Raw genomic sequence first — 18,703 nt, 5'->3', positions numbered from 1 at the left:
GCGCTTTCGAGATTCCCCGCGGCGACGAAGCATCGTATAACTAACGTACTCGTTCGTACATTACGCCTGTGCGTCCGCGAGATGCCGGGCCTCGCACCATCACCCCCCTCTCGTAACGAGGTGACAGTCATGTCCTCCATCTCCTGGCGCCGGTCCCTGGCCGTGTCGGCCACCGCCGCGGCCCTGGCCACGCTCGCCGCCTGCGCCGCACCTGGCGAATCGAACGAGTCCGGCGCCAACGCCACGGGACCCATCAAGATCGCGAACATCAACGCGCAGAGCGGGCAGCTCAGCCCGCTCGGCAAGTGGGAGAACAAGGGCGTCAAGCTCGCCGTCGACGAGGCGAACAAGGCCGGCGGCATCAACGGCCGGCAGATCCAGCTCGACCTCTTCGACGACCAGGGCGACCCGACGATCGGCACCAACCTGGCACGCAAGATCGCGAGCGAGGGCTACATCGCGATGTTCGGCACCGCGGAGAGCGCGGTCACGCTCGCCATGGCCCCCATCCTGAAGGACGCGAAGATCCCCAACATCACGTCCGGCCAGTCGCCCAAGCTCGCCGACCTGAAGAGCCCCTTCCTGTTCCTGAACGCCCCGACCAGCGTCGCCTACGACGAGACGCTGGCCAAGTATCTGGTCGAGTCCAAGGGCTTCAAGAAATACGCGCTGATCAGCAACAACGGCTCGTACGGCGTGGGCGAGCACGACGCCTTCCTCGCCTCGCTCAAGACCCGCGGGCTCACCCCGCTCGCCGACGAGGTCGTCACACCCGACCAGAAGGACTTCAGCGCCGCGCTCACCGGCATCCGGCAGAAGGACCCCGAAGTGCTGTTCATCGGCGCCGAGGAGGTGGAGTCCGGCCTCATCGCCAAGCAGGCCCGCGAACTCGGCCTCAAGGCGGTCTTCGCCGGAGGCGCCCCGATGGGCACCGCGCCGTACATCAGCACGGCGGGGGAGGACAACGTGGAGGGCTCGGTGGTCAGCTCCCCGTACCTGAGCAACGACGCCACCGACGCGAGCCGCGCCTTCGCCGCCGCGTACAAGGCCGCCTACAACGAGGAGGCCGAGTTGCACGGCGCCAAGGCCTACGACGGCGCCCGCATCGTGATCGAGGCGCTCAAGGCCACCGGCGGCGAGGGCGGGCAGAAGCTGGCCGACGCCATCCGCGCCACCAAGCACTCCGGGCTGCTCGGCGACTTCGCCTACGACGAGTCGGGGGTCGGCCTCCACTCCACCCGGATCGCCGTCATCAAGTCCGGCAAGCTCGTCGCCGAGAGCGCGAGCTGATCTCGGCCGTCGTCCGGGGTGGCCGCTCCGCCCCGGACCAAGGAGAACCATGCAGGTATTTCTGCAGACCCTCATCGGAGGGATCGGCTTCGGCGCCGTCTACGCCTTGGTGGCGATGGGATTCTCGATCGTCTACCGGACTATGGGGCTGGTCAACTTCGCGCACGGCAACGTGGTGATGATCGGCGCGTACGCGGCCTCCACGTTCTACATGTCCGCCCATCTGCCGTTCGCGGTGGCCATGGTGGTCGCCATCGTCGTGACCGGCGTCGTCGGCCTCGTGATCGAGCGGATGCTGCGCCGGCTGGAGGGCCGCGACTTCGATCTGATGCTGATCGGCACCATCGGTTTCGGCACCGTGCTGGAGGCGCTGGCGGTCCTCATCTGGGGCGCCACCGGGCACGCCGTGCCCTCTCCGGTCGGCAGCGCGCCGCTGGACGTGTTCGGCATCCGAATCCGCACCTACAGCCTGGTCGTCATCGCCATCGCCGCCGTGGCGACCGTGCTGCTCGCCCTGTTCCTGCAGCGGACCAAGCTCGGCGCGGCGATGCAGGCGGTCGCGATGAACCCGCACGCCGCGACAGCCGTGGGCGTCCACGTCGGCCGCAGCAACGCCATGGCCTTCGCCATCGGCGCCGGTCTGGCCGCCCTGGCCGGCGGCCTGGTCGGGCCGCTCCTCTACGTCAGCCCGGTCATGGGCGGATCACTGGGCATCAAGGGCTTCGCCGCGGCCATCTTCGGCGGCTTCGGCAGCATCCCCGGCGCGATCGTCGGCGGCATGGCCTTCGGGATCCTCGACTCCTTCGCCGCCGGCGCCTTTCAGGGGTACTCGGAACTGGTCGTCTTCCTGGTGTTCGCGGTCGCCGTCATGATCCGCCCGACCGGGATCTTCGGTGAGAGGACGGTGAACCGCGCGTGAAGCGCCTGACCCCCGTCGCCCTCGTCCTCCTCGCGGTCGCCGCCTGGCTGCTGCCGTACGGGCTGGACCGCTACGCCATCCATGTGGTCGACGTCGCCGTCGTCTTCGCCCTGCTGGGCATCGGCCTGGGCCTCGTCATGGGTGTGGCCGGGCAGATCAACCTGGCCCAGGTGGCCTTCTTCGGTATCGGCGCGTACGCCTGCGCGATCCTGACCACCCGGGCCGGGCTCGGCTTCTGGGTCGCCGCCGCGCTGGCCGTGCTGGCCGCCATCGTCGTGGGCCTGGTGGTGTCCGTCCCCGCGCTGCGCGTGCAGTCCCACTACCTCGGCATCGTGACGCTGGGCCTGGCCCTGGCCTTCATCAACTGGATCACCAACGCGGCCCTGGCCGGCAAATCCGAGGGGATCAGCGACCTGCCGGTGCCGCCGATGTTCGGCATCGACCTGAGCAGCGAGTACCTCTTCTACTACGTCGAACTGGTGGTCTTCGCGATCGCGCTGGCCTTCGCCCTGTTCATCGTTCGCACCCCGCTCGGGCGCCGGATGCGGGCGATGCGCGACGACAGCCTCGCCGCCGGGGCGCTCGGCGCGGAGATCCCGCTGCTGCGCATCACCGCGTTCGTCCTGTCGGGCCTGTACGGCGGCGTCGCCGGCGTCCTGTACGCGGGCCTGATCCGCTACGTGGCGCCGGAGACCTTCAGCATCGCCAACATGTTCCTGCTGCTCGCGATGGTCATCATCGGCGGCAGGCAGAGCATCGTGGGCTGCGTCGTCGGCGCGCTGGCGCTGTCGCTGCTGAGAGAGCTCCTGGTGGACTTCTCGGTCTACGCGCAGCTCGGCTACGGCGCCGTCGTGGTGCTCATGGTCGTGTTCGCCCCCACCGGGCTCGCGGGCGTCCCCCGGCTCGTGCGCTCCTGGCTGCGCCGGCGTACGGGCCGCGACGAGGGCCGCCGGGCCGCGCTCGGATCCTTCACGCCGTACGAGCCCGCTCCCGTCCGCGGCGGCGGCGTGATGCTGGAAGTGCGTGGCGTGGGGATGAGCTTCAAGGGCCTGCGCGCACTCGACGACGTGACGCTGAGCGTGCCCGCCGGCCAGATTCGCGGGGTGGTCGGACCCAACGGCTCGGGCAAGACCACGCTGTTCAACATCATCAGCGGCTTCTACGTCCCCACCTCCGGACAGGTCCTCCTGGAGGGGCGCGGCATCGGCGGCGCCGCGCCGTACCGGCTCTCCCAGCTCGGCGTGGCGCGCACCTTCCAGAACCTGCGCCTGTTCGGCGACCTCACCGTCCGGGAGAACATCCTGGTCGCCCTGGACCGCACCCGCACCCACTGGATCTGGCGATACGTGCTGCTGCCCTGGGGCGTCGTACGGCACGACCGGGACCTGCGCCGTCACGCCGACGAGCTCCTCGGCCGCTACGGCCTGGGCGACTTCGCCGGCGGCCAGCCGAAATCCCTGCCGTACGGCATCCAGCGCCGCATCGAGATCGCCCGTGCCATGGCCATGTCGCCGCGCCTGCTGCTCCTCGACGAACCGGCCGCAGGCCTGAACGACGAGGAGGTGCGGCACCTGGCCGAGATGGTCCGATCCATCCGCGACTCCGGGGTCACCGTCGTGATCATCGAGCACCACATGGGGCTGGTCATGTCCCTGTGCGACCAGGTCACCGTGCTGTCCGGCGGCCGGGTCATCGCCGACGGCCCGCCCGCCGAGGTCGCCGTCGTGCCCGAGGTCGTGGAGGCCTACCTCGGCGAGGCCGGCTACCTGAACGCCGAGACGCAGGACACACAGGAGGTCACCCGATGAGCGGCCCGGAACTGACCGTCGCCGGGCTCGGCGTCAGCTACGGCGGCGTGCGAGCCGCGCACGACATCGGCTTCTCCGTCGCGCCGGGGGAGTCCGTCGGAATCATCGGCGCCAACGGCGCGGGCAAGACCTCCACGCTCAAGGCCATCATGGGTCTCGCGCCGAGGGTGGTCCGGTCGCTGCGCTTCGGCGAGCACGACCTGTGCCGGATGCCCGCGCACCACGTGGTGCGCGCCGGGATCGGCTACGTCCCCGAGGGCAGGCACGTCTTCCCCGGCCTGTCGGTGGAGAAGAACCTGCTGCTGGGGGCCTATACGCGACCGTGGAAGGCGCAGACCCGCGCGTCGCTGGACGAGGTCTACGACCTGTTCCCGGTGCTCGGCGAGATGCGTGACCGGCTCGCCGGGGCGCTGTCGGGCGGGCAGCAGCAGATGCTCGCCATCGGCCGGGCGCTGATGTCGCGGCCCCGGCTCGTGGTGCTGGACGAGCCGTCCATGGGCCTGTCGCCCAAGCTGGTCGGCCAGATCGTCGAGGTCCTCAAGAAGCTCAACGCCGAGGGGCTGAGCATCCTGCTGGTCGAGCAGAACGCCAAGCTCACCTTCGAGGTCACCGGGCGCTGCCTGGTGATGGAGAACGGTGAGATCGCGATGACCGGAAGCTGTGAGGACCTGCGGGGCGACCCGAAGGTGCGCAGCATCTACCTCGGCCTGTGAGCCGCCGTTCACTGGCGATCCTCATCGGCTGCGGGGCCGTCTTCGGGCTCTCCTTCGTGTTCGTCCGGGCGGCCGTGCCGTACCTCGGCCCGGTCGCCCTTTCTCTGGGCCGCACGCTCATCGGGGGAGTCCTGCTGCTGGCCGTCGCACGTGCCCGCGGGTTGAAGCGCGGCGACGTGCCGGCCTGACGGTTCGCGCTGCTCGGCGTGCTGTCGGCCGCGGCGCCGTTCCTGCTGCTGTCGATCGCCACGACCAGCCTGAACGCGGGGACCACCGCGGTGGTGAACGCATCCAGTCCGGCGTTCGCCCTGCTCATCGAGGTCACGGCCGGGCGGGAACGGCTCAGCCGAAGGCGCCTCGCCGGCCTCGTCACCTGCATGGCCGGGGTCGCACTGGCAACCGCCCCGCGCGGCCTCGGCGTCAGCGGTGACGGGGTCATCGGCGTTGTGGCTGTGCTGCTCGGCGCCTTCGTCTTCGCGTACGGCGGCTCGTACGCAGGCCGAGGATTCGCCGGAGTGCCGCCCTTGGTCGTGGCGGCCGGGCAGCAACTCGGCGCGGCCGCCGTCCTGGCCCCGCTTCTCGTGCTGTCACCGCCGCCGGGTCCGTTCACCGTCGGGGTCGCCGCGGACGTCGTCGGACTCGGCGTGCTCGGCAGCGGGCTGGCCTACCTCCTGTTCTACTGGCTGATCGACCATGAGGGACCCGTCCGCACGGCCAGTGTCAACCTGTTGGTGCCGGCCTTCGGCGTCCTGTGGGGCTTCCTGCTCCTCGGTGAGCCGCTGTCGCCGGTGACGATCGCCGGGATCGGCGTAATCGTGGTCGGCCTGCGGTGGGTTCTTCACCCGCTCTCCTGAACGATGTGCCCTCGCTTGTCCGACGCTTGTTCACGTGGACTCACGCCACAGCAGGTGTGACCGCACGACGTGCCGGATGTGTTCCGTCTCAGCGAAGTTGATCGCGGCCAGTGTGTCCACCACGTCCAACGCGCGTGCCGCGAGTGTCTTGCGATCGATGGAGATCGTGGGATGCCCGGCGAACACGGCGGCGGCGACGTGCTCGGGCAGCACCTCGCGCTTGAGCAAGTAGGGCGAGGCCGGCTGCGCCGTCGAGGAATGCATCGCCTTCGAGTTCTGTGCTCTCGGCGCACTGTGCCAGTCGCTCGCCCACAGCACTACACCGAACTCGACAATCGACCTGTTCCTTGCGGCTGTCCAGCACAGGTCACACGTCGAGCGCGGCTTCAAGCTCGGCGAGCAGCTGTGAGCCGGCAGACGACGGCCGCGGCCGAGGCGGAGCTGCTCGCGTCGGTCCGGAAGTGAGACATGCACGATCCGGCGACCGGCGACGTGATCGCGACGATCGCCAACGCCGGGGTCCAGGACGGCCAAAGCGCTCCTGATGCGGCGGCCCGGGCGGCAACGACAGCGGAGGCGGGACACAGGCCGGTCGTGTGCCGGGCGCCCGAGGTGGCCATGATTGCATACAAAAACGCGGATCACTGTCGCGGACCAGGACATCGCTGCTTGTTTAAGGGCTTTGTGGGCGTTAGATTGTGTACCAAAATTGTGCCGCTGGTCTGCATGTGTGACGCATTGGGCGTAGAGAGGTGAGGGCTGTGGCTGTGGATCACTCTGAGGGTCCCGAGGACGTCGGGGCCGCCCGTGGCCCGTTGGCCGGGCTGCGGGTCGTAGAGACCGGTTCGCTGATCGCCGGGCCCTTCTGCGGCCAGCTTCTGGGCGACTTCGGCGCCGAAGTGATCAAGGTTGAGGATCCCGGCAACGGCGACCCGATGCGGCAGTGGGGGAACCACCTTCCGCAGGGACTGTCGCTGTCGTGGCCGATCATCGCCCGCAACAAGAAGTCGATCACGTGTGATCTCCGTCGGCCCGAGGGGCAGGAGCTGCTGCGGCGGCTGCTCGCCGACGCCGACGTGCTCATCGAGAACTTCCGGCCGGGCACGCTCGAACGCTGGGGGCTGGGACCCGCGGAGCTGGCCCAGCTCAACCCGAGGCTCGTGGTCACCCGGATCACCGGCTACGGCCAGGACGGCCCCTACTCCAGGCGGGCCGGCTTCGGTTCGATCGGTGAGGCGATGGGTGGCCTGCGTTACGTGACCGGGGAACCGGACCGCGCCCCCAGCCGCGCCGGCGTATCGATCGGCGACTCGCTGGCGGGCACCTTCGCCGCGCTGGGCACGGTGATGGCGCTGTTCGCCCGCGAGCGCACCGGTCGCGGCCAGGTGGTCGACTCCGCGATCTACGAGGCGGTGCTGGCGCTGATGGAGTCGATCCTGCCGGAATGGGAGCTGAGCGGGGCGCGGCGGGAGCGCACCGGTTCCATCCTGCCCGGAGTCGCTCCCAGCAACGTGTATCCCACCCGGGACGGCTCGGCCGTCCTGATCGCGGCCAACCGCGACACGGTCTTCAACCGGCTGGCCGAGCTCATGGGCCGGCCGGAGTGGCAGACGGACGACCGGTACGCGACGCACGGCGCGCGCGGGGCGAACCAGGCGGAGCTCGACAAGCTGGTGTCGGAATGGACCCGGGAGCAGGACTCCGGTGCGCTGCTGGACCGCCTGCACGATGCCGGGGTTCCGGCCGGGCTCATCTACACCGCGGAGGACATGTTCGCCGATCCGCACTTCGAGGCGAGGCAGGCGATCGTCCGGCTGATGCACGAGAAGCTGGGCTCGTTCCCGATGCAGAACGTGGCCCCCCGCCTGTCCGAGACCCCGGGCGCCGTCCGGGCCCTCGGGCCGGAATTGGGGCAGCACAACGACGAGGTCTACGGCGGTGTCCTGGGGCTGGACGCTGAGGCCCTGGCCGGGCTCAGGTCGCGGAGGGTCATTTGAACGGGTTGATCGGGGAGCGGAAGGCCGTGACCGTGAGAATCTGCGAGGTGGGCCCGCGTGACGGCCTGCAGAACGAGCCGGAGGAGCTGAGCCCGCAGCGGCGCGCCGAGTTCGTCGACCGGCTGTCCGGCACCGGGGTGGCCGCCGTCGAGGTGGCCAGCTTCGTCAACCCGTCGCGCGTACCGCGGATGGCCGGCGCCGAGGAGGTCTGTGCCCTCGCCAAGCCGGTGGACGGCGTCGACCACGTCGCCCTGGTGCTCAACGAGCGCGGCTACACCCGGCTGGCGGACACCCGGTGCGTGGAGGCCCGGATGGCGTTCTGCGTCACCGAGACCTTCAACCGGCGCAACCAGGGCCGCGACGTCGAGCAGTCGATCGCCGAGGCGGAGGCGATCGTCAAGGCGGCGCACGCCGACGGGCGGCGCGCCAGCGCCACCCTGGCCGCCTCCTTCGGCTGTCCCTTCGAGGGCGTGGTCGATCCGGGGCGCGTGCTGGCCATCGCCGAACGGGTCGCTGCCACCGGCGTGGACGAGATCATCTTCGCCGACACCATCGGGGTCGGCGTGCCCCGGCAGGTGACCCGGCTGCTCACCGGGGCGGCCGGGTTCGGGATTCCGCTCGGCCTGCATCTGCACAACACCCGCAACACCGGCTACGCCAACGCGATCGCCGGGCTCGAAGCGGGCGTGTCGGTGCTCGACAGTTCCGTCGCCGGCATCGGCGGCTGCCCGTTCGCGCCGAACGCGACGGGCAACATCGCCACGGAGGATCTCGTCTACCTGCTCGAGGGGCAGGGCGTGGACACCGGCATCGATCTCGACGAGCTGCTGTCGGTCTCCGCCTGGATCACCGAGGTGCTCGGCAGGCCGCTGCCCGGCCAGTTGCTGCGCACCGGAAGGTTTCCCCGCCCCGCGGCGTGAGCCACGGCGCGTTCCGTACCTGACATCGACCGCCGGGCGACCCGGCGGTCCGATGTCGGCGGACAGCGGGTGAGCGGCGCGCGCCCTGTGACGGCGCCCCGCGGCCCGAACGCTCGTCGGCACCGCTTCCGACCTGTTTCAGAGCCTTTACGCGCTGATGCGCGTGTGGTTACATCTCTGTACCGACCGAACGGTACAACAAGGAGTTTGGCGTGAGTGGGCCTCTCGCAGGTGTGCGTGTAGTGGAGATCGCGGGGATCGGCCCTGCGCCGTTCGGTGCGATGCTGCTCGCGGACATGGGCGCCGAGGTGATCCGCGTCGACCGCCTCGACCCCGTGGAGCCACTGCCCGGATTGGACGACCCCCGGTTCCGCGTCTCGGAACGCAGTCGCAGATCGCTGGCGGTGGATCTGAAGGCGGCCGAAGGCGTCGAGATCGTGCTGCGCCTCGTCGAGAACGCCGACGTGCTGGTGGAGGGCTTCCGCCCCAGTGTGGCAGAACGACTCGGCATCGGCCCGGCGGACTGCCACGCGCGCAACCCCCGTCTCGTGTACGGGCGCATGACGGGGTGGGGTCAGCGGGGTCCGCTCTCCGACCGGGCCGGCCACGACATCAACTTCATCTCGTTGACCGGCGCGCTGCACACCATCGGCCTCGCCGGGCAGGCTCCGGTGCCGCCGGTGAACTACCTCGGTGAGTCGGGGGGCGGAACGTTCCTGGCTTTCGGGATCGTCTGTGCGCTGCTCGAGGCCCGGCGATCGGGGCGGGGGCAGATTGTCGACGCGAGCATCGTTGACAGCGCGGCGCTGCTGCTCGCCACCGTGTTCGGAATGCGGGCCGCGGGCACCTGGAACGATCAGCGCGGCACCAACGTGCTCGATTCCGGTGCACCCTTCTACGGCACCTATCGTTGTGCGGACGGCGAGTACGTCGCGGTCGGCGCCGCCGAGCCGCAGTTCTACGCGGCTCTGGTCGGCGCTCTCGGCATCGCCGGCGATCCCCGGCTCGGAGGCGACCGGCTGGATCCCGCGAACTGGGCCGCTATGAAGGAGTGCCTGGCGGAGGCGTTCGCCGGCCGGACGCGGGCGCAGTGGCTGGAGGTGTTCGACGGGGCCGACACGTGCGTGACCCCGGTCGTCTCGCTCGGCGAGGCCGCCGGCCATCCGCACAACCGGGAACGCGGCACGTTCGTCGAGGTCGACGGGGTCGTCCACCCGGCCCCCGCGCCCCGGTTCAGCCGCACCCCGGCGGCCGCGCCGGCGCCGCCGCCCGTCCCCGGACGGGATTCCCTCCAGCTGCTGCTCGCGGCGGGTTACGACCGCGACCAGATCTCCTGCCTCATCGACCGGCGCGTGGTCGTCGACCGCGGTTCCGCCACTCACCTCCAGCGCTGACTCCAAGGAGAACGGCATGCTCATCAACGACGTGTTGCGCCGCAACGCGACGCGGAACCCGGACCGGAACGCCCTGCTCATGGTCGACGGCTCGGGGTCGCGAACCTACGCCGAGCTGTACGAGCGCGCGATGCGCCTGGCCAACGGGCTGCTGGGGATCGCGTCGCAGGGAGACCGGATCGCCATCCTGTCCGAGAACAGCCCCGAGTACGTCGAGGCCTACTACGGCGTTCCCGCGGCGGGCATGGCGCTGACCATGCTCAACTACCGGCTGCACCCGAAGGAGTGGGTGTGGATCCTCAACAACGCCCGCGCCAGGGTCGTCCTCGTCTCCCGGCCGTACCTGGAGGTGATCGCCGACCACCGGAGCGAACTGTCCACGGTCGAGCACATCATCGTCATCGGTGAACCGGTGCCGGGCGTGCGGACGTACGAGGACCTGCTCGGCGCCGCCGCGCCGAGCGCGCCCGCGATCCGGGTCGGCGAGGACGACGTCGCATGGCTGCTGTACACCAGCGGGACCACCGGATTCCCCAAGGGCGCCCAGCTCACCCACCGCAACCTCTGCACCGCGCTGATCCAGTCGGTGCTCGAGTACGACCCCACGCCGCGGACCGCATACCTCAACGCCATGCCGCTGTGCCACGTCGCCGGATACCTCACGCCGGTGAACCAGTTCTACGGCGGGTCGGTTCTGATGATGTCCGGATGGGATCCGGAGCAGTGGATGCGGCTGGTCCAGGACCATCGGGTCACCAGCGGCGGGTTCGCGCCGACGATGATGGCCATGCTGCTGGCGCATCCGAAGATCCGGGACTACGACCTCGGCAGTCTGGAATGGATGGGCTACGGCGCCTCCAAGATCCCGGCCGACATCCTGCGGCAGACGATCGAGCGGTTCGGGCCGATCGTCTACGCCGGCATGGGGATGACCGAGCTCGGCGGGAACATGCTGACCCTCGGCAAGGAGGCGCACATCCGGGCCGCCAACGGCGAGGAGCACCTGCTCGACGCCGTCGGAAAGCCGATGTCCCTGGTGGACGTGCGCGTGGTGGACGACGCGGGGGAGGACTGCGCCTACGGCGAGGTCGGCGAGATCGTGGTCCGGGGCGACCAGGTGACGACCGGCTACTGGGACAACCCGCAGGCGACCAAGGAGGCCTTCGATGGTGGCTGGTTCCGCACCGGCGACCTCGCGCGGCAGGACGAGGAGGGCTTCCTCTACATCGTCGACCGGAAGAAGGACATGATCATTTCTGGCGGTGAGAACGTCTACTCCAGCGAGGTCGAGAACGCCATCTACGAGCACCCGGCCGTCGCGGAGGCGGCGGTCATCGGCCTTCCGGACCAGGTGTGGGGCGAAAAGGTCGCCGCCGTCGTCGTGGCCAAGCAGGGGCAGCGCGTTTCGGCCGAGGAGATCGTGACCCAGTGCAAGAGCCGGCTCGCGTCCTACAAGCAGCCGCGCGAGGTGTTCTTCGTCGACTCCATCCCGAAGACGGTCAGCGGGAAGATCCGTAAGGGCGATCTCCGCGACCAGTTCGGCGCCGGACAGTGACCTTCCGGCGAGTTCCGTTTCCAGATGACCACTTCCCCCGATCGAAGGCCGGTGACCGTGCCTGATTTCAACGTCCCCGCATCAAGGGACGCGGACCACGAACCCGCGTCGCCGCGCCGGCTCTCCCGCCGATCACTGATCGGCGGCATGGCGGTGGCCGGCATCACAGGCGCCGGGCTGCTCGGCACGACCGGTGCCGCAGCCGCGGCTCAGCCCGGCAAGGGCGACGACAAAGGCAAGAAGCATGGGAAGGGAAAGAAAGTGGCCATCACCGTTCTGGCAACCGGGCTGAAGTTCCCCGAAGGCCCGGTCGCCCTGCCGAACGGCGACGTCGTCGTCGTCGAGATCCACCGCAAGACGCTGACCCGGATCACTTCGGACGGGAAGACCTCGGTCGTGGCCGAGCTGGGCGGGGGGCCCAACGGCGCCGCCCTCGGCCCGGACGGCCGGGTCTACGTCGCCAACAACGGCGGCATGTACGCCTTCGAGGTGGGGGGATTCGTCTTCGCCGGTGGAATCCCGGCCGACTACACCAGCGGCAGCATCCAGGCGGTCGACCTGTCGACCGGCGCGGTGCAGACGCTCTACACCGAAGCGGAGGGCAAGCCGCTGCGCGGGCCGAACGACCTGGTCTTCGACGCCGCGGGCGGCTTCTACTTCACCGACCACGGCAAGAGCGACGGGAGCACCGGCGACAAGGGGCGCCTGTTCTACGCCACCCCGGACGGCAGGTCGATCAAGCAGATCGCCGGCGGAATGGAGGGCCCGAACGGCATCGGCCTGTCCCCTGACGGTAAGCGCCTCTACGTCAGCGAGACGTACACGGCGCGGGTGTGGTGGTGGGACGTGACGGCCCCCGGGGTGGTCAAGGGAGGCAAGTCACTCGGCGGATCCGGCGGTGGCAACTTCCTCTACACCGCGCCGGACTACACCAACTTCGACTCCCTCGGGGTCGAGGCCAACGGCAACGTCTGCGTCGCGTCGATGATCCACGCCGGCATCTCCGTGGTGAACCCGCACGGCGAGCTGGTGGAATTCGTCCCGATCGCCGTCGACGGCGACCCGGGGATCACGAACATCTGCTGGGGCGGCCGGGACATGCGGACCGCGTACATCACCGCCTCCAGCACCGGCAAGCTGCTGAAGGTGGACTGGAAGCGGCCGGGACTCAAGCTCAACTTCGCTTCCGGGAGCCCGCGGTGAGCTCCGGAGTGTCCGCCCTGGCCGACCGGTTCTTCGAGGCGGTCTCCCGGGGCGATCTGGCCGAACTCGACGCGCTCTACAGCCAGGACGCCGTCGTGTGGCACAACTACGACGACGTCGCGCAGACGCGTGACGAGAGCATGCGGCTGCTGGCCTGGCTCGCCCGCAAGGCCGGGCCCCTGCGGTACGTGGAGGTGCGGCGGATCCTGCTGGAGGACGGGTTCGTGCAGCAGCACGTGGTCGAGCTCGGTGGGCAGTGCGAGGGCCTCCGCATGCCGGCCATGCTCCGCGTCCGCTGTGACGACGGGCTCGTCTACCGGATCGAGGAGTACGTCGATCCCACGCCGCTCAACGCACGGCTGGCGGCTGCCAGGCGAGACACCTGACGAGCCGACCGGCGGCGGCCGTACCCTCTCGGTACGGCCGCCACCCGCTGTACCGATTAGTCGGTACGCCACGAGCGTGCCGAGGACGAATGCCGATCGCCGCCCGCGAGAGGAGCTTTCGCGGACAGAGCGCGGCCGGCCGCCACCGGGGGCGCGCGGCAGGGCATGGTTCTGTCAGATGTGACCCAGGGGCCGGTTCAGGGGTGGATCGCCTGCTGATGGTTCATGCGGCGGCGCAGCGACGCCCGCGCCGCGAGGACGTGCGCGGTCATGACCGATTCCGCCCAGGTGCCGTCGCGCGTGATGACGGCCTCGACCAGTTCGCGGTGCTGGCTGAAGCTTCGCTGCATCTCCTCGGGCGTGTAGTGGTGGAAGGTGTGGCGAACGAGGGAGATCTCGATGACGCCGGACAGCAGGCCGGGCAGCAGCGCGTTGCCGGCCGCGCGGTGCAGCGTGCGGTGGAATCGCATGTTGAGTTCGGTGATCCGGTCGTAGGCGTCCGGGGCGCCGGTACGCACCAGCTCCTCCATCTCGTCGCACAGCCCGCTCAGCTCGGTGACCACGGCCGGATCACCGCCGCCGCGCTCGGCCGCCCGGTGCGCGGCGAACCCCTCCAGCAGTGCGCGCATGCTGAAGATGTCGTCGAGATCGGCATCGGCGAACCCGGCCACCCGAGCCCCGCGATTCGGGTGCAACTCGATCAGGCCGTCGGCCTGCAGACGGCGCAGCGCGTCCCGGACCGGGGTACGGCTCACGTTCAGGGCGGTCGCGATACCCTCCTCCCGCAACCACTCACCCGGCTGGTGGGCGCCGGTGAGGATGCGTCGGCGCAGGTCCTCGTAGACCTTGTCCGATGGTCTGGTCATCGTGTCTGCCTCCGGTGCGGTTCCGCTGATATATGCAACCACGTCGGCCCATGGCACTCACGCCGCGCTCCGGGGGAGGCGCCCGCCGCGCGCCCTGCCCCTGCTCCTCCGTGTACGTCTTGCCGGCGCCGCCGACCTCGTCCGGATAGGGGGTCAGGGCAGCGCGCCGGTCATGGCAGGCTGAGACTGCGACATCCTTGCCCAAACAGGCATGATCCGGCATGGATCGGGTGCTTGGTCCAGTGCGCGTTAGTGCAGTCGTGGAGTCTGACCGACCAGACAGTACAACACAAGAACCAGTGCCGGTCAGCGAACGAGGCAGTTGACGCGTTTATACGACCTGAGTACTGTACTGATCAGTCGGTACATTCTGTTGACTCTGTCCGGGATGCCGAATGCGAGCCGTCCGGTCTTCTCGGACGGAGACGGGAGACGAATCAGTGGAGTCATTCGTCCAGCTGCGCAAGGGGACGACTCCCCGGAGAATCCATGCCGACCTCGACGGCCTCAAGGACGACGAGCTCGGCCGTGGCGGCTTCACCGGCCGTACGGCGCACTTCTACCGCCGCCACGACCCCACCCAGTTCCGCAGCGAGGGGCCGCTCACCGGCGTCGACGTCTCCACGGACGCCTTGTCGCCGACCGACGCCGACGATCCCAGCGGTGAGCCGCTGCTGCTGTTCGACAACGCCGACTGCCGCATCTCCCTGAGCAAGCGCGGCGAGGCCCCGCCGTTCTACGTACGCAACGTGGACGGCGACGAGCTGCACTTCGTGCACCGCGGCACCGGGAAGTTCGTCACCGAGTTCGGCGAGCTGACCTACCGCCCCGGCGATTACGTCTACATCCCCAAGTCGACGACGTACCGTCAGATCCCGGACGGCCGCGACACGTGCGTCCTGATCGTTCAGGCGACCGAGGAGTTCCGCGTTCCGGAGGCCGGTGTGCTCGGCCGTCACTTCCCCTTCGACAGCGCGCTCGTCGTGATCCCCGAGGCGAGCGTGGTCGAGGACGACGGGCGCGAGGAGTACGAGGTGCGGCTGTACCACTCCGGTCAGCACACCTCGATCTTCTACCCGCATGATCCCTGTGACGCGGAGGGGTGGCGGGGCGACAACTTCCCGTTCACCTTCAACATCGACGACTACACCGTGTTGACCTCGGAGAGCGTGCACCTGCCCCCCACAGTGCACCTGTTCATGCAGGCGACCGGCGTCTACGTCATGAACTTCCTGCCCCGGCCGGCCGAGGGCGTGCCGGGCACCGAGCGCTACCCCTGGTACCACCGCAACGTCGACTACGACGAGATCGCCTTCTTCCACGGCGGCAACGTCTTCGGCATCGACATGCCGCCCGGGCTGATCTCGCACGCCCCGCAGGGCGTCCACCACGGCGCCCCGGAGAAGGCGCGCGAGCGGGCCCGGCGCAAGTTCGACCAGTACGACCGGGTCGAGTGGAAGATCATCGCGGTGGACACGCGGCGGCGTCTGGTGCCGAGCGAGGCCGTGCGCGCCGCGGCGAGCGTTTCCGACCCGGAGGTCCAGATATGAGCGCCGACGACAAGAAGTTCGGCTACGACCGTATCCCGTACCTCGTCATCTTCGACGACAACTCCGCCTACCGCGACACCTACGGCGGTCCGGGCGAGATCGTGGCGCTGGAGAGTTACCTGCTGCGGCCGCGCGGGGTGGAGTCGGACACGGTCATCGTGTTCATGCATCCCATCGGTGGCGGCGCCTACCTGCCGATGATGAACGGACTGGCCCGCGCGGGCCACCACGTCATCTACTGCGGCAGCCGCTACCGCGGGGTCGACAGCGCGCTGATCATGGAGAAGGTGGTGCAGGATCTCGGGGCGTGCGTCCGCGACGCCCGCGAGCGCCTGGGCTACCGCAAGGTTGTGCTTGCCGGCTGGAGCGGCGGCGGGTCCCTGTCGCTGTTCTACCAGCAGCAGGCGCAGCACCCGACGGTCACCGCGCCCCCCGCCGGCGGCACACCTGACCTCACCCAGCTCGACCTGATCCCCGCCGACGCGATCATGATCCTCGCCGCGCACGTCAGCCGGCACGGCACGATGACCGAGTGGCTGGACGCGTCGATCCTGGACGAGTCCAACCCGGACATCCGAGATCCGGAACTGGACCTCTACAGCCCGAAGAACCCCAACCAGCCGCCGTACACGGAGGAGTTCGTCGAGCGGTACCGGGCGGCGCAGATCGCCCGCAACCGGAGGATCACCGCCTGGGTCAAGGCGCAGCTGGAATACCTGCGTGGCTCCGGCCGGGAGTTCGAGGAGCGTGCCTTCGTGGTGCACGGCACCATGGCCGACCCGCGCTGGCTCGACCCGGCCATCGATCCGAACGACCGGGTGCCGGGGCGCTGCTATCTGGGCGATCCGAGGATCGTCAACAACAGCCCTGTCGGGCTGGCCCGGTTCAGCACGCTGCGCAGCTGGCTGTCCCAGTGGAGCTACGACGACGCCAACGGCGACGGCCTGAAGTGCGCCGCCGACCTGGAGATCCCGGCGCTGGTCATCGGCAACAGCGCGGACGACGCCTGCACGCCGAGCCACACCAACCGCCTCTACGAGGCGGTCGGGCACCCGGACAAGACGCTGTACGTGGTCCAGGGCGCGACGCACTACTACGCGGGCCCCGACCAGCGGCCCAAGCTCGACGAGGCCATCGGAGTGGTCACTTCGTGGCTGGCCGAGCGCGGCTTCGCCGGGCGGCTCTGAGCCGGCCCCCTTGTTCCACAGGCCCCTGAAGCAGTTCCGGCCGCGGCGCCGCCTCCGGTCCGGGCGCAGATCAGAAAGGTTTCCCCCATGTCCGAAGCAGTGATCGTGGAGGCGGTGCGCACGCCTGCGGGCAAGCGTCACGGCTCTCTGTCCGGATGGCACCCTGCGGAGCTCGCCGCCCAGACGCTGACCGCGCTCCAGGAGCGGAGCGGCATCGACCCCGCGATCGTCGACGACGTGATCATGGGTTGCGTCACCCAGAACGGCCCGCAGAGCACCAACGTCGGACGCACCGCGGTCCTTGCGGCCGGCTGGCCGGAGACCGTCCCCGCGACCACCGTCGACCGTCAGTGCGGCTCCTCCCAGCAGGCCGTCCACTTCGCCGCGCAGTCGATCCTCGCCGGGACGTGTGACGTCGTGGTCGCCGCCGGCATCGAGTGCATGTCGACCGTGCCGATGTTCTCCAACGCTCCCGGCGGCGACATCCGCGCCGTGTACGGCGAGGCGGCGCAGAGCCGGTACGCCGACCGCGAGGCGTACGGCTACACCGGCCTGGTGCCGCAGGGCATCTCGGCCGAGCTCGTCGTGGACCGGTGGGGCATCACCCGGGAGGAGCTGGACGCCTACGGCCTGCTCAGCCAGAAGCGCGCGGCGGCCGCCCGCGACGAGGGCCGGTTCGCCCGTGAGATCGTTCCCGTCGCGCTCAAGCGGCGTGACCGGGAGACCGGCGAGGTCGCCGTGCCGGGCGGGACGCTGACCGTCGACGAGTGCATCCGCGAGACCTCGATGGAGGCGCTGGCCGCGCTCAAGCCGGCCTTTGTGCCGGAGGGCCGGATCACCGCCGGCAACTCCTCGCAGATCGTCGACGGAGCGGCCGCGCTCCTCATCATGAGCGCCGACCGGGCGCGAGCCCTGGGCCTGCGCGCGCGTGCGGTGATCCGGCACATGACGGTCGTCGGCGCCGACCCGGTCGAGATGCTGACCGCGCCCATCCCCGCCACCAGGCGCGTCCTGGACCGCGCCGGGATGAGCGCCGGCGACATCGACCTGTTCGAGGTCAACGAGGCCTTCGCCTCGGTGGTCCTCGCCTGGCAGCGCGAGACCGGCGCCGACCCGGCCAAGGTCAACGTCAACGGCGGCGGGATCTCCCTCGGGCATCCGCTGGGCGCCTCCGGCGCCAAGCTGATGGTCACGCTGCTCCACGAGCTCGAGCGCACGGGGGGCCGCTTCGGCCTGCAGACGATGTGCGAGGGCGGCGGCATGGCCAACGCTACGATCATCGAGAGAGTCGCATGAGCGGTTTCACCGACCTGAGCGGCAAGGTCGCGGTCGTCACCGGCGCGTCGAGCGGGCTCGGGCGGCGGTTCGCCCTGGTGCTCGCCCGCGCCGGCGCGACCGTGATCGCCGCCGCCCGCCGGACGGAGCTGCTCGACGAACTGGTCGCCGAGCAGGACGGCGTCCTCGCCCAACGGTGCGACGTCACCGATGACGCCGACTGCGCGCGGCTGATCGAGCGCGCCGACGAGCTGGGCGGGATCGACGTCCTGGTCAACAACGCCGGCTGGGCCGACTCGCGCCCCGCCCTCGAACAGCCGATCGAGTCGTTCCGCCGGACCCTCGACGTCGACCTGACCGCGTTGTTCCAGCTCAGCGTGCTCGCCGGGAAGTCCATGGCGGCCCGGGGCGGCGGGTCCGTCGTCAACATCGCGTCGATCCTCGGCATGGTGGCCTCGGCTCCCGTCCCGCAGGCGGCGTACGGCGCGGCCAAGGGTGCGGTGATCAGCCTCACCAGGCACCTGGCCTGCGAATGGGCGCGCAACGGCGTGCGGGTCAACGCGATCGCGCCCGGCTGGTTCCCCAGCGAGCTGACCGAGCGGATGCTCGCCGACGACTCCGCGCGCCGGTGGATCGAGCGCAACACCCCTATGAGCCGCCCCGGGCGGCCCGAGGAACTGGACGCGGTCCTTCTGCTGCTCGCCGGCCCCGGATCGGCGTTCATCACCGGGCAGACCATCGCCGTCGACGGGGGCTGGACCGCGCGATGAACCAGGAGGAGGGACG

The 18,703-nt window shown here is 69.9% G+C and carries 18 protein-coding genes; 16 read left to right on the top strand and 2 right to left on the bottom strand.

Annotated features, from left to right (window positions below; all coding sequences use genetic code 11):
- Nucleotides 1–129: 129 nt before the first annotated feature.
- From ACQEVJ_RS27620 to ACQEVJ_RS27595, 6 genes are read left to right on the top strand one after another with little or no spacing between them, the layout of a single operon-like run.
- Nucleotides 130–1,290, top strand: coding sequence for an ABC transporter substrate-binding protein (locus ACQEVJ_RS27620; protein WP_433105928.1), 1,161 nt, complete (start codon nucleotides 130–132; stop codon nucleotides 1,288–1,290).
- Nucleotides 1,291–1,339: 49 nt separating this feature from the next.
- On the top strand, nucleotides 1,340–2,209 hold the full coding sequence (locus ACQEVJ_RS27615; protein ID WP_357055672.1) for a branched-chain amino acid ABC transporter permease: 870 nt from the start codon (nucleotides 1,340–1,342) through the stop codon (nucleotides 2,207–2,209).
- Nucleotides 2,206–4,017 carry a branched-chain amino acid ABC transporter ATP-binding protein/permease gene (locus tag ACQEVJ_RS27610; protein WP_433105925.1) on the top strand — a complete coding sequence of 604 codons (1,812 nt, stop codon included), beginning with the start codon at nucleotides 2,206–2,208 and terminating at the stop codon, nucleotides 4,015–4,017. The genes ACQEVJ_RS27615 and ACQEVJ_RS27610 overlap by 4 nt, the downstream gene beginning before the upstream one ends.
- A complete protein-coding gene (locus ACQEVJ_RS27605; protein ID WP_433105923.1) occupies nucleotides 4,014–4,730 on the top strand; it encodes an ABC transporter ATP-binding protein in 717 nt (238 codons plus the stop codon). Before ACQEVJ_RS27610 ends, ACQEVJ_RS27605 begins: the two co-directional genes overlap by 4 nt.
- Nucleotides 4,727–4,918, top strand: coding sequence for a hypothetical protein (locus tag ACQEVJ_RS27600; RefSeq protein ID WP_433105921.1), 192 nt, complete (start codon nucleotides 4,727–4,729; stop codon nucleotides 4,916–4,918). Before ACQEVJ_RS27605 ends, ACQEVJ_RS27600 begins: the two co-directional genes overlap by 4 nt.
- Before the next feature lie 18 nt (nucleotides 4,919–4,936).
- Nucleotides 4,937–5,584, top strand: a complete 648-nt coding sequence (locus ACQEVJ_RS27595) for a DMT family transporter (protein WP_433105919.1) — start codon at nucleotides 4,937–4,939, stop codon at nucleotides 5,582–5,584.
- Between the two features lie 30 nt (nucleotides 5,585–5,614).
- On the opposite strand, the gene ACQEVJ_RS27590 is transcribed toward ACQEVJ_RS27595, so the two are convergent.
- Nucleotides 5,615–5,848: a hypothetical protein gene (locus tag ACQEVJ_RS27590; protein WP_433105917.1), complete on the bottom strand. Its 234-nt coding sequence runs from the start codon at nucleotides 5,846–5,848 to the stop codon at nucleotides 5,615–5,617.
- A gap of 503 nt (nucleotides 5,849–6,351) precedes the next feature.
- On the opposite strand from ACQEVJ_RS27590, the gene ACQEVJ_RS27585 reads away from it, so the two are divergent.
- The 6 genes from ACQEVJ_RS27585 to ACQEVJ_RS27560 all read left to right on the top strand — a co-directional run bounded on the left by ACQEVJ_RS27585 (nucleotide 6,352) and on the right by ACQEVJ_RS27560 (nucleotide 13,039).
- Nucleotides 6,352–7,581 (top strand): CaiB/BaiF CoA transferase family protein, encoded by a 1,230-nt coding sequence (locus ACQEVJ_RS27585; protein ID WP_433105915.1) that lies wholly within the window; start codon nucleotides 6,352–6,354, stop codon nucleotides 7,579–7,581.
- Between the two features lie 26 nt (nucleotides 7,582–7,607).
- The gene (locus ACQEVJ_RS27580; RefSeq protein ID WP_433105913.1) at nucleotides 7,608–8,501 is read left to right on the top strand and encodes a hydroxymethylglutaryl-CoA lyase; all 894 of its coding nucleotides are present in this window, start codon (nucleotides 7,608–7,610) and stop codon (nucleotides 8,499–8,501) included.
- 212 nt (nucleotides 8,502–8,713) lie between these two features.
- Complete coding sequence (locus ACQEVJ_RS27575) at nucleotides 8,714–9,895, top strand: CaiB/BaiF CoA transferase family protein (protein WP_433105911.1); 1,182 nt, start codon at nucleotides 8,714–8,716, stop codon at nucleotides 9,893–9,895.
- Nucleotides 9,896–9,911: 16 nt separating this feature from the next.
- Entirely contained in the window at nucleotides 9,912–11,450 is a 1,539-nt protein-coding gene (locus ACQEVJ_RS27570) for a class I adenylate-forming enzyme family protein (protein WP_433105909.1), read from the top strand.
- Between the two features lie 51 nt (nucleotides 11,451–11,501).
- Entirely contained in the window at nucleotides 11,502–12,653 is a 1,152-nt protein-coding gene (locus ACQEVJ_RS27565; RefSeq protein ID WP_433105907.1) for an SMP-30/gluconolactonase/LRE family protein, read from the top strand.
- Nucleotides 12,650–13,039: a nuclear transport factor 2 family protein gene (locus ACQEVJ_RS27560; protein WP_433105905.1), complete on the top strand. Its 390-nt coding sequence runs from the start codon at nucleotides 12,650–12,652 to the stop codon at nucleotides 13,037–13,039. Before ACQEVJ_RS27565 ends, ACQEVJ_RS27560 begins: the two co-directional genes overlap by 4 nt.
- Before the next feature lie 197 nt (nucleotides 13,040–13,236).
- On the opposite strand, the gene ACQEVJ_RS27555 is transcribed toward ACQEVJ_RS27560, so the two are convergent.
- A complete protein-coding gene (locus tag ACQEVJ_RS27555; protein WP_433105903.1) occupies nucleotides 13,237–13,905 on the bottom strand; it encodes a GntR family transcriptional regulator in 669 nt (222 codons plus the stop codon).
- Between the two features lie 440 nt (nucleotides 13,906–14,345).
- Between ACQEVJ_RS27555 and ACQEVJ_RS27550 the strand changes: the two genes are divergently transcribed.
- The 4 genes from ACQEVJ_RS27550 (at nucleotide 14,346) to ACQEVJ_RS27535 (ending at nucleotide 18,687) form a co-directional block, all read left to right on the top strand.
- Nucleotides 14,346–15,455, top strand: coding sequence for a homogentisate 1,2-dioxygenase (locus tag ACQEVJ_RS27550; protein ID WP_433105901.1), 1,110 nt, complete (start codon nucleotides 14,346–14,348; stop codon nucleotides 15,453–15,455).
- Nucleotides 15,452–16,642: an alpha/beta hydrolase gene (locus ACQEVJ_RS27545; RefSeq protein ID WP_433105899.1), complete on the top strand. Its 1,191-nt coding sequence runs from the start codon at nucleotides 15,452–15,454 to the stop codon at nucleotides 16,640–16,642. The genes ACQEVJ_RS27550 and ACQEVJ_RS27545 overlap by 4 nt, the downstream gene beginning before the upstream one ends.
- Before the next feature lie 87 nt (nucleotides 16,643–16,729).
- Nucleotides 16,730–17,938, top strand: a complete 1,209-nt coding sequence (locus tag ACQEVJ_RS27540; protein ID WP_433105897.1) for a thiolase family protein — start codon at nucleotides 16,730–16,732, stop codon at nucleotides 17,936–17,938.
- On the top strand, nucleotides 17,935–18,687 hold the full coding sequence (locus ACQEVJ_RS27535) for an SDR family NAD(P)-dependent oxidoreductase (RefSeq protein WP_433105895.1): 753 nt from the start codon (nucleotides 17,935–17,937) through the stop codon (nucleotides 18,685–18,687). The genes ACQEVJ_RS27540 and ACQEVJ_RS27535 overlap by 4 nt, the downstream gene beginning before the upstream one ends.
- The last annotated feature ends 16 nt before the right edge of the window (nucleotides 18,688–18,703 follow it).

Origin of the sequence: Microbispora sp. CA-102843, from assembly GCF_050936215.1 — a bacterium.
GTDB lineage: Bacteria > Actinomycetota > Actinomycetes > Streptosporangiales > Streptosporangiaceae > Microbispora.
This window is presented reverse-complemented; position numbering and strand designations above follow the sequence as displayed.

Excerpts from the sequence above, each read along its gene's own strand:
- ACQEVJ_RS27620 (WP_433105928.1), top strand. The coding sequence starts at position 130 with ATGTCCTCCATCTCCTGGCGCCGGTCCCTGGCCGTGTCGGCCACCGCC.
- ACQEVJ_RS27615 (WP_357055672.1), top strand. The coding sequence starts at position 1,340 with ATGCAGGTATTTCTGCAGACCCTCATCGGAGGGATCGGCTTCGGCGCC.
- ACQEVJ_RS27605 (WP_433105923.1), top strand. The coding sequence starts at position 4,014 with ATGAGCGGCCCGGAACTGACCGTCGCCGGGCTCGGCGTCAGCTACGGC.
- ACQEVJ_RS27590 (WP_433105917.1), bottom strand. The coding sequence starts at position 5,848 with ATGCATTCCTCGACGGCGCAGCCGGCCTCGCCCTACTTGCTCAAGCGC.
- ACQEVJ_RS27570 (WP_433105909.1), top strand. The coding sequence starts at position 9,912 with ATGCTCATCAACGACGTGTTGCGCCGCAACGCGACGCGGAACCCGGAC.
- ACQEVJ_RS27555 (WP_433105903.1), bottom strand. The coding sequence starts at position 13,905 with ATGACCAGACCATCGGACAAGGTCTACGAGGACCTGCGCCGACGCATC.
- ACQEVJ_RS27545 (WP_433105899.1), top strand. The coding sequence starts at position 15,452 with ATGAGCGCCGACGACAAGAAGTTCGGCTACGACCGTATCCCGTACCTC.
- ACQEVJ_RS27540 (WP_433105897.1), top strand. The coding sequence starts at position 16,730 with ATGTCCGAAGCAGTGATCGTGGAGGCGGTGCGCACGCCTGCGGGCAAG.
- ACQEVJ_RS27535 (WP_433105895.1), top strand. The coding sequence starts at position 17,935 with ATGAGCGGTTTCACCGACCTGAGCGGCAAGGTCGCGGTCGTCACCGGC.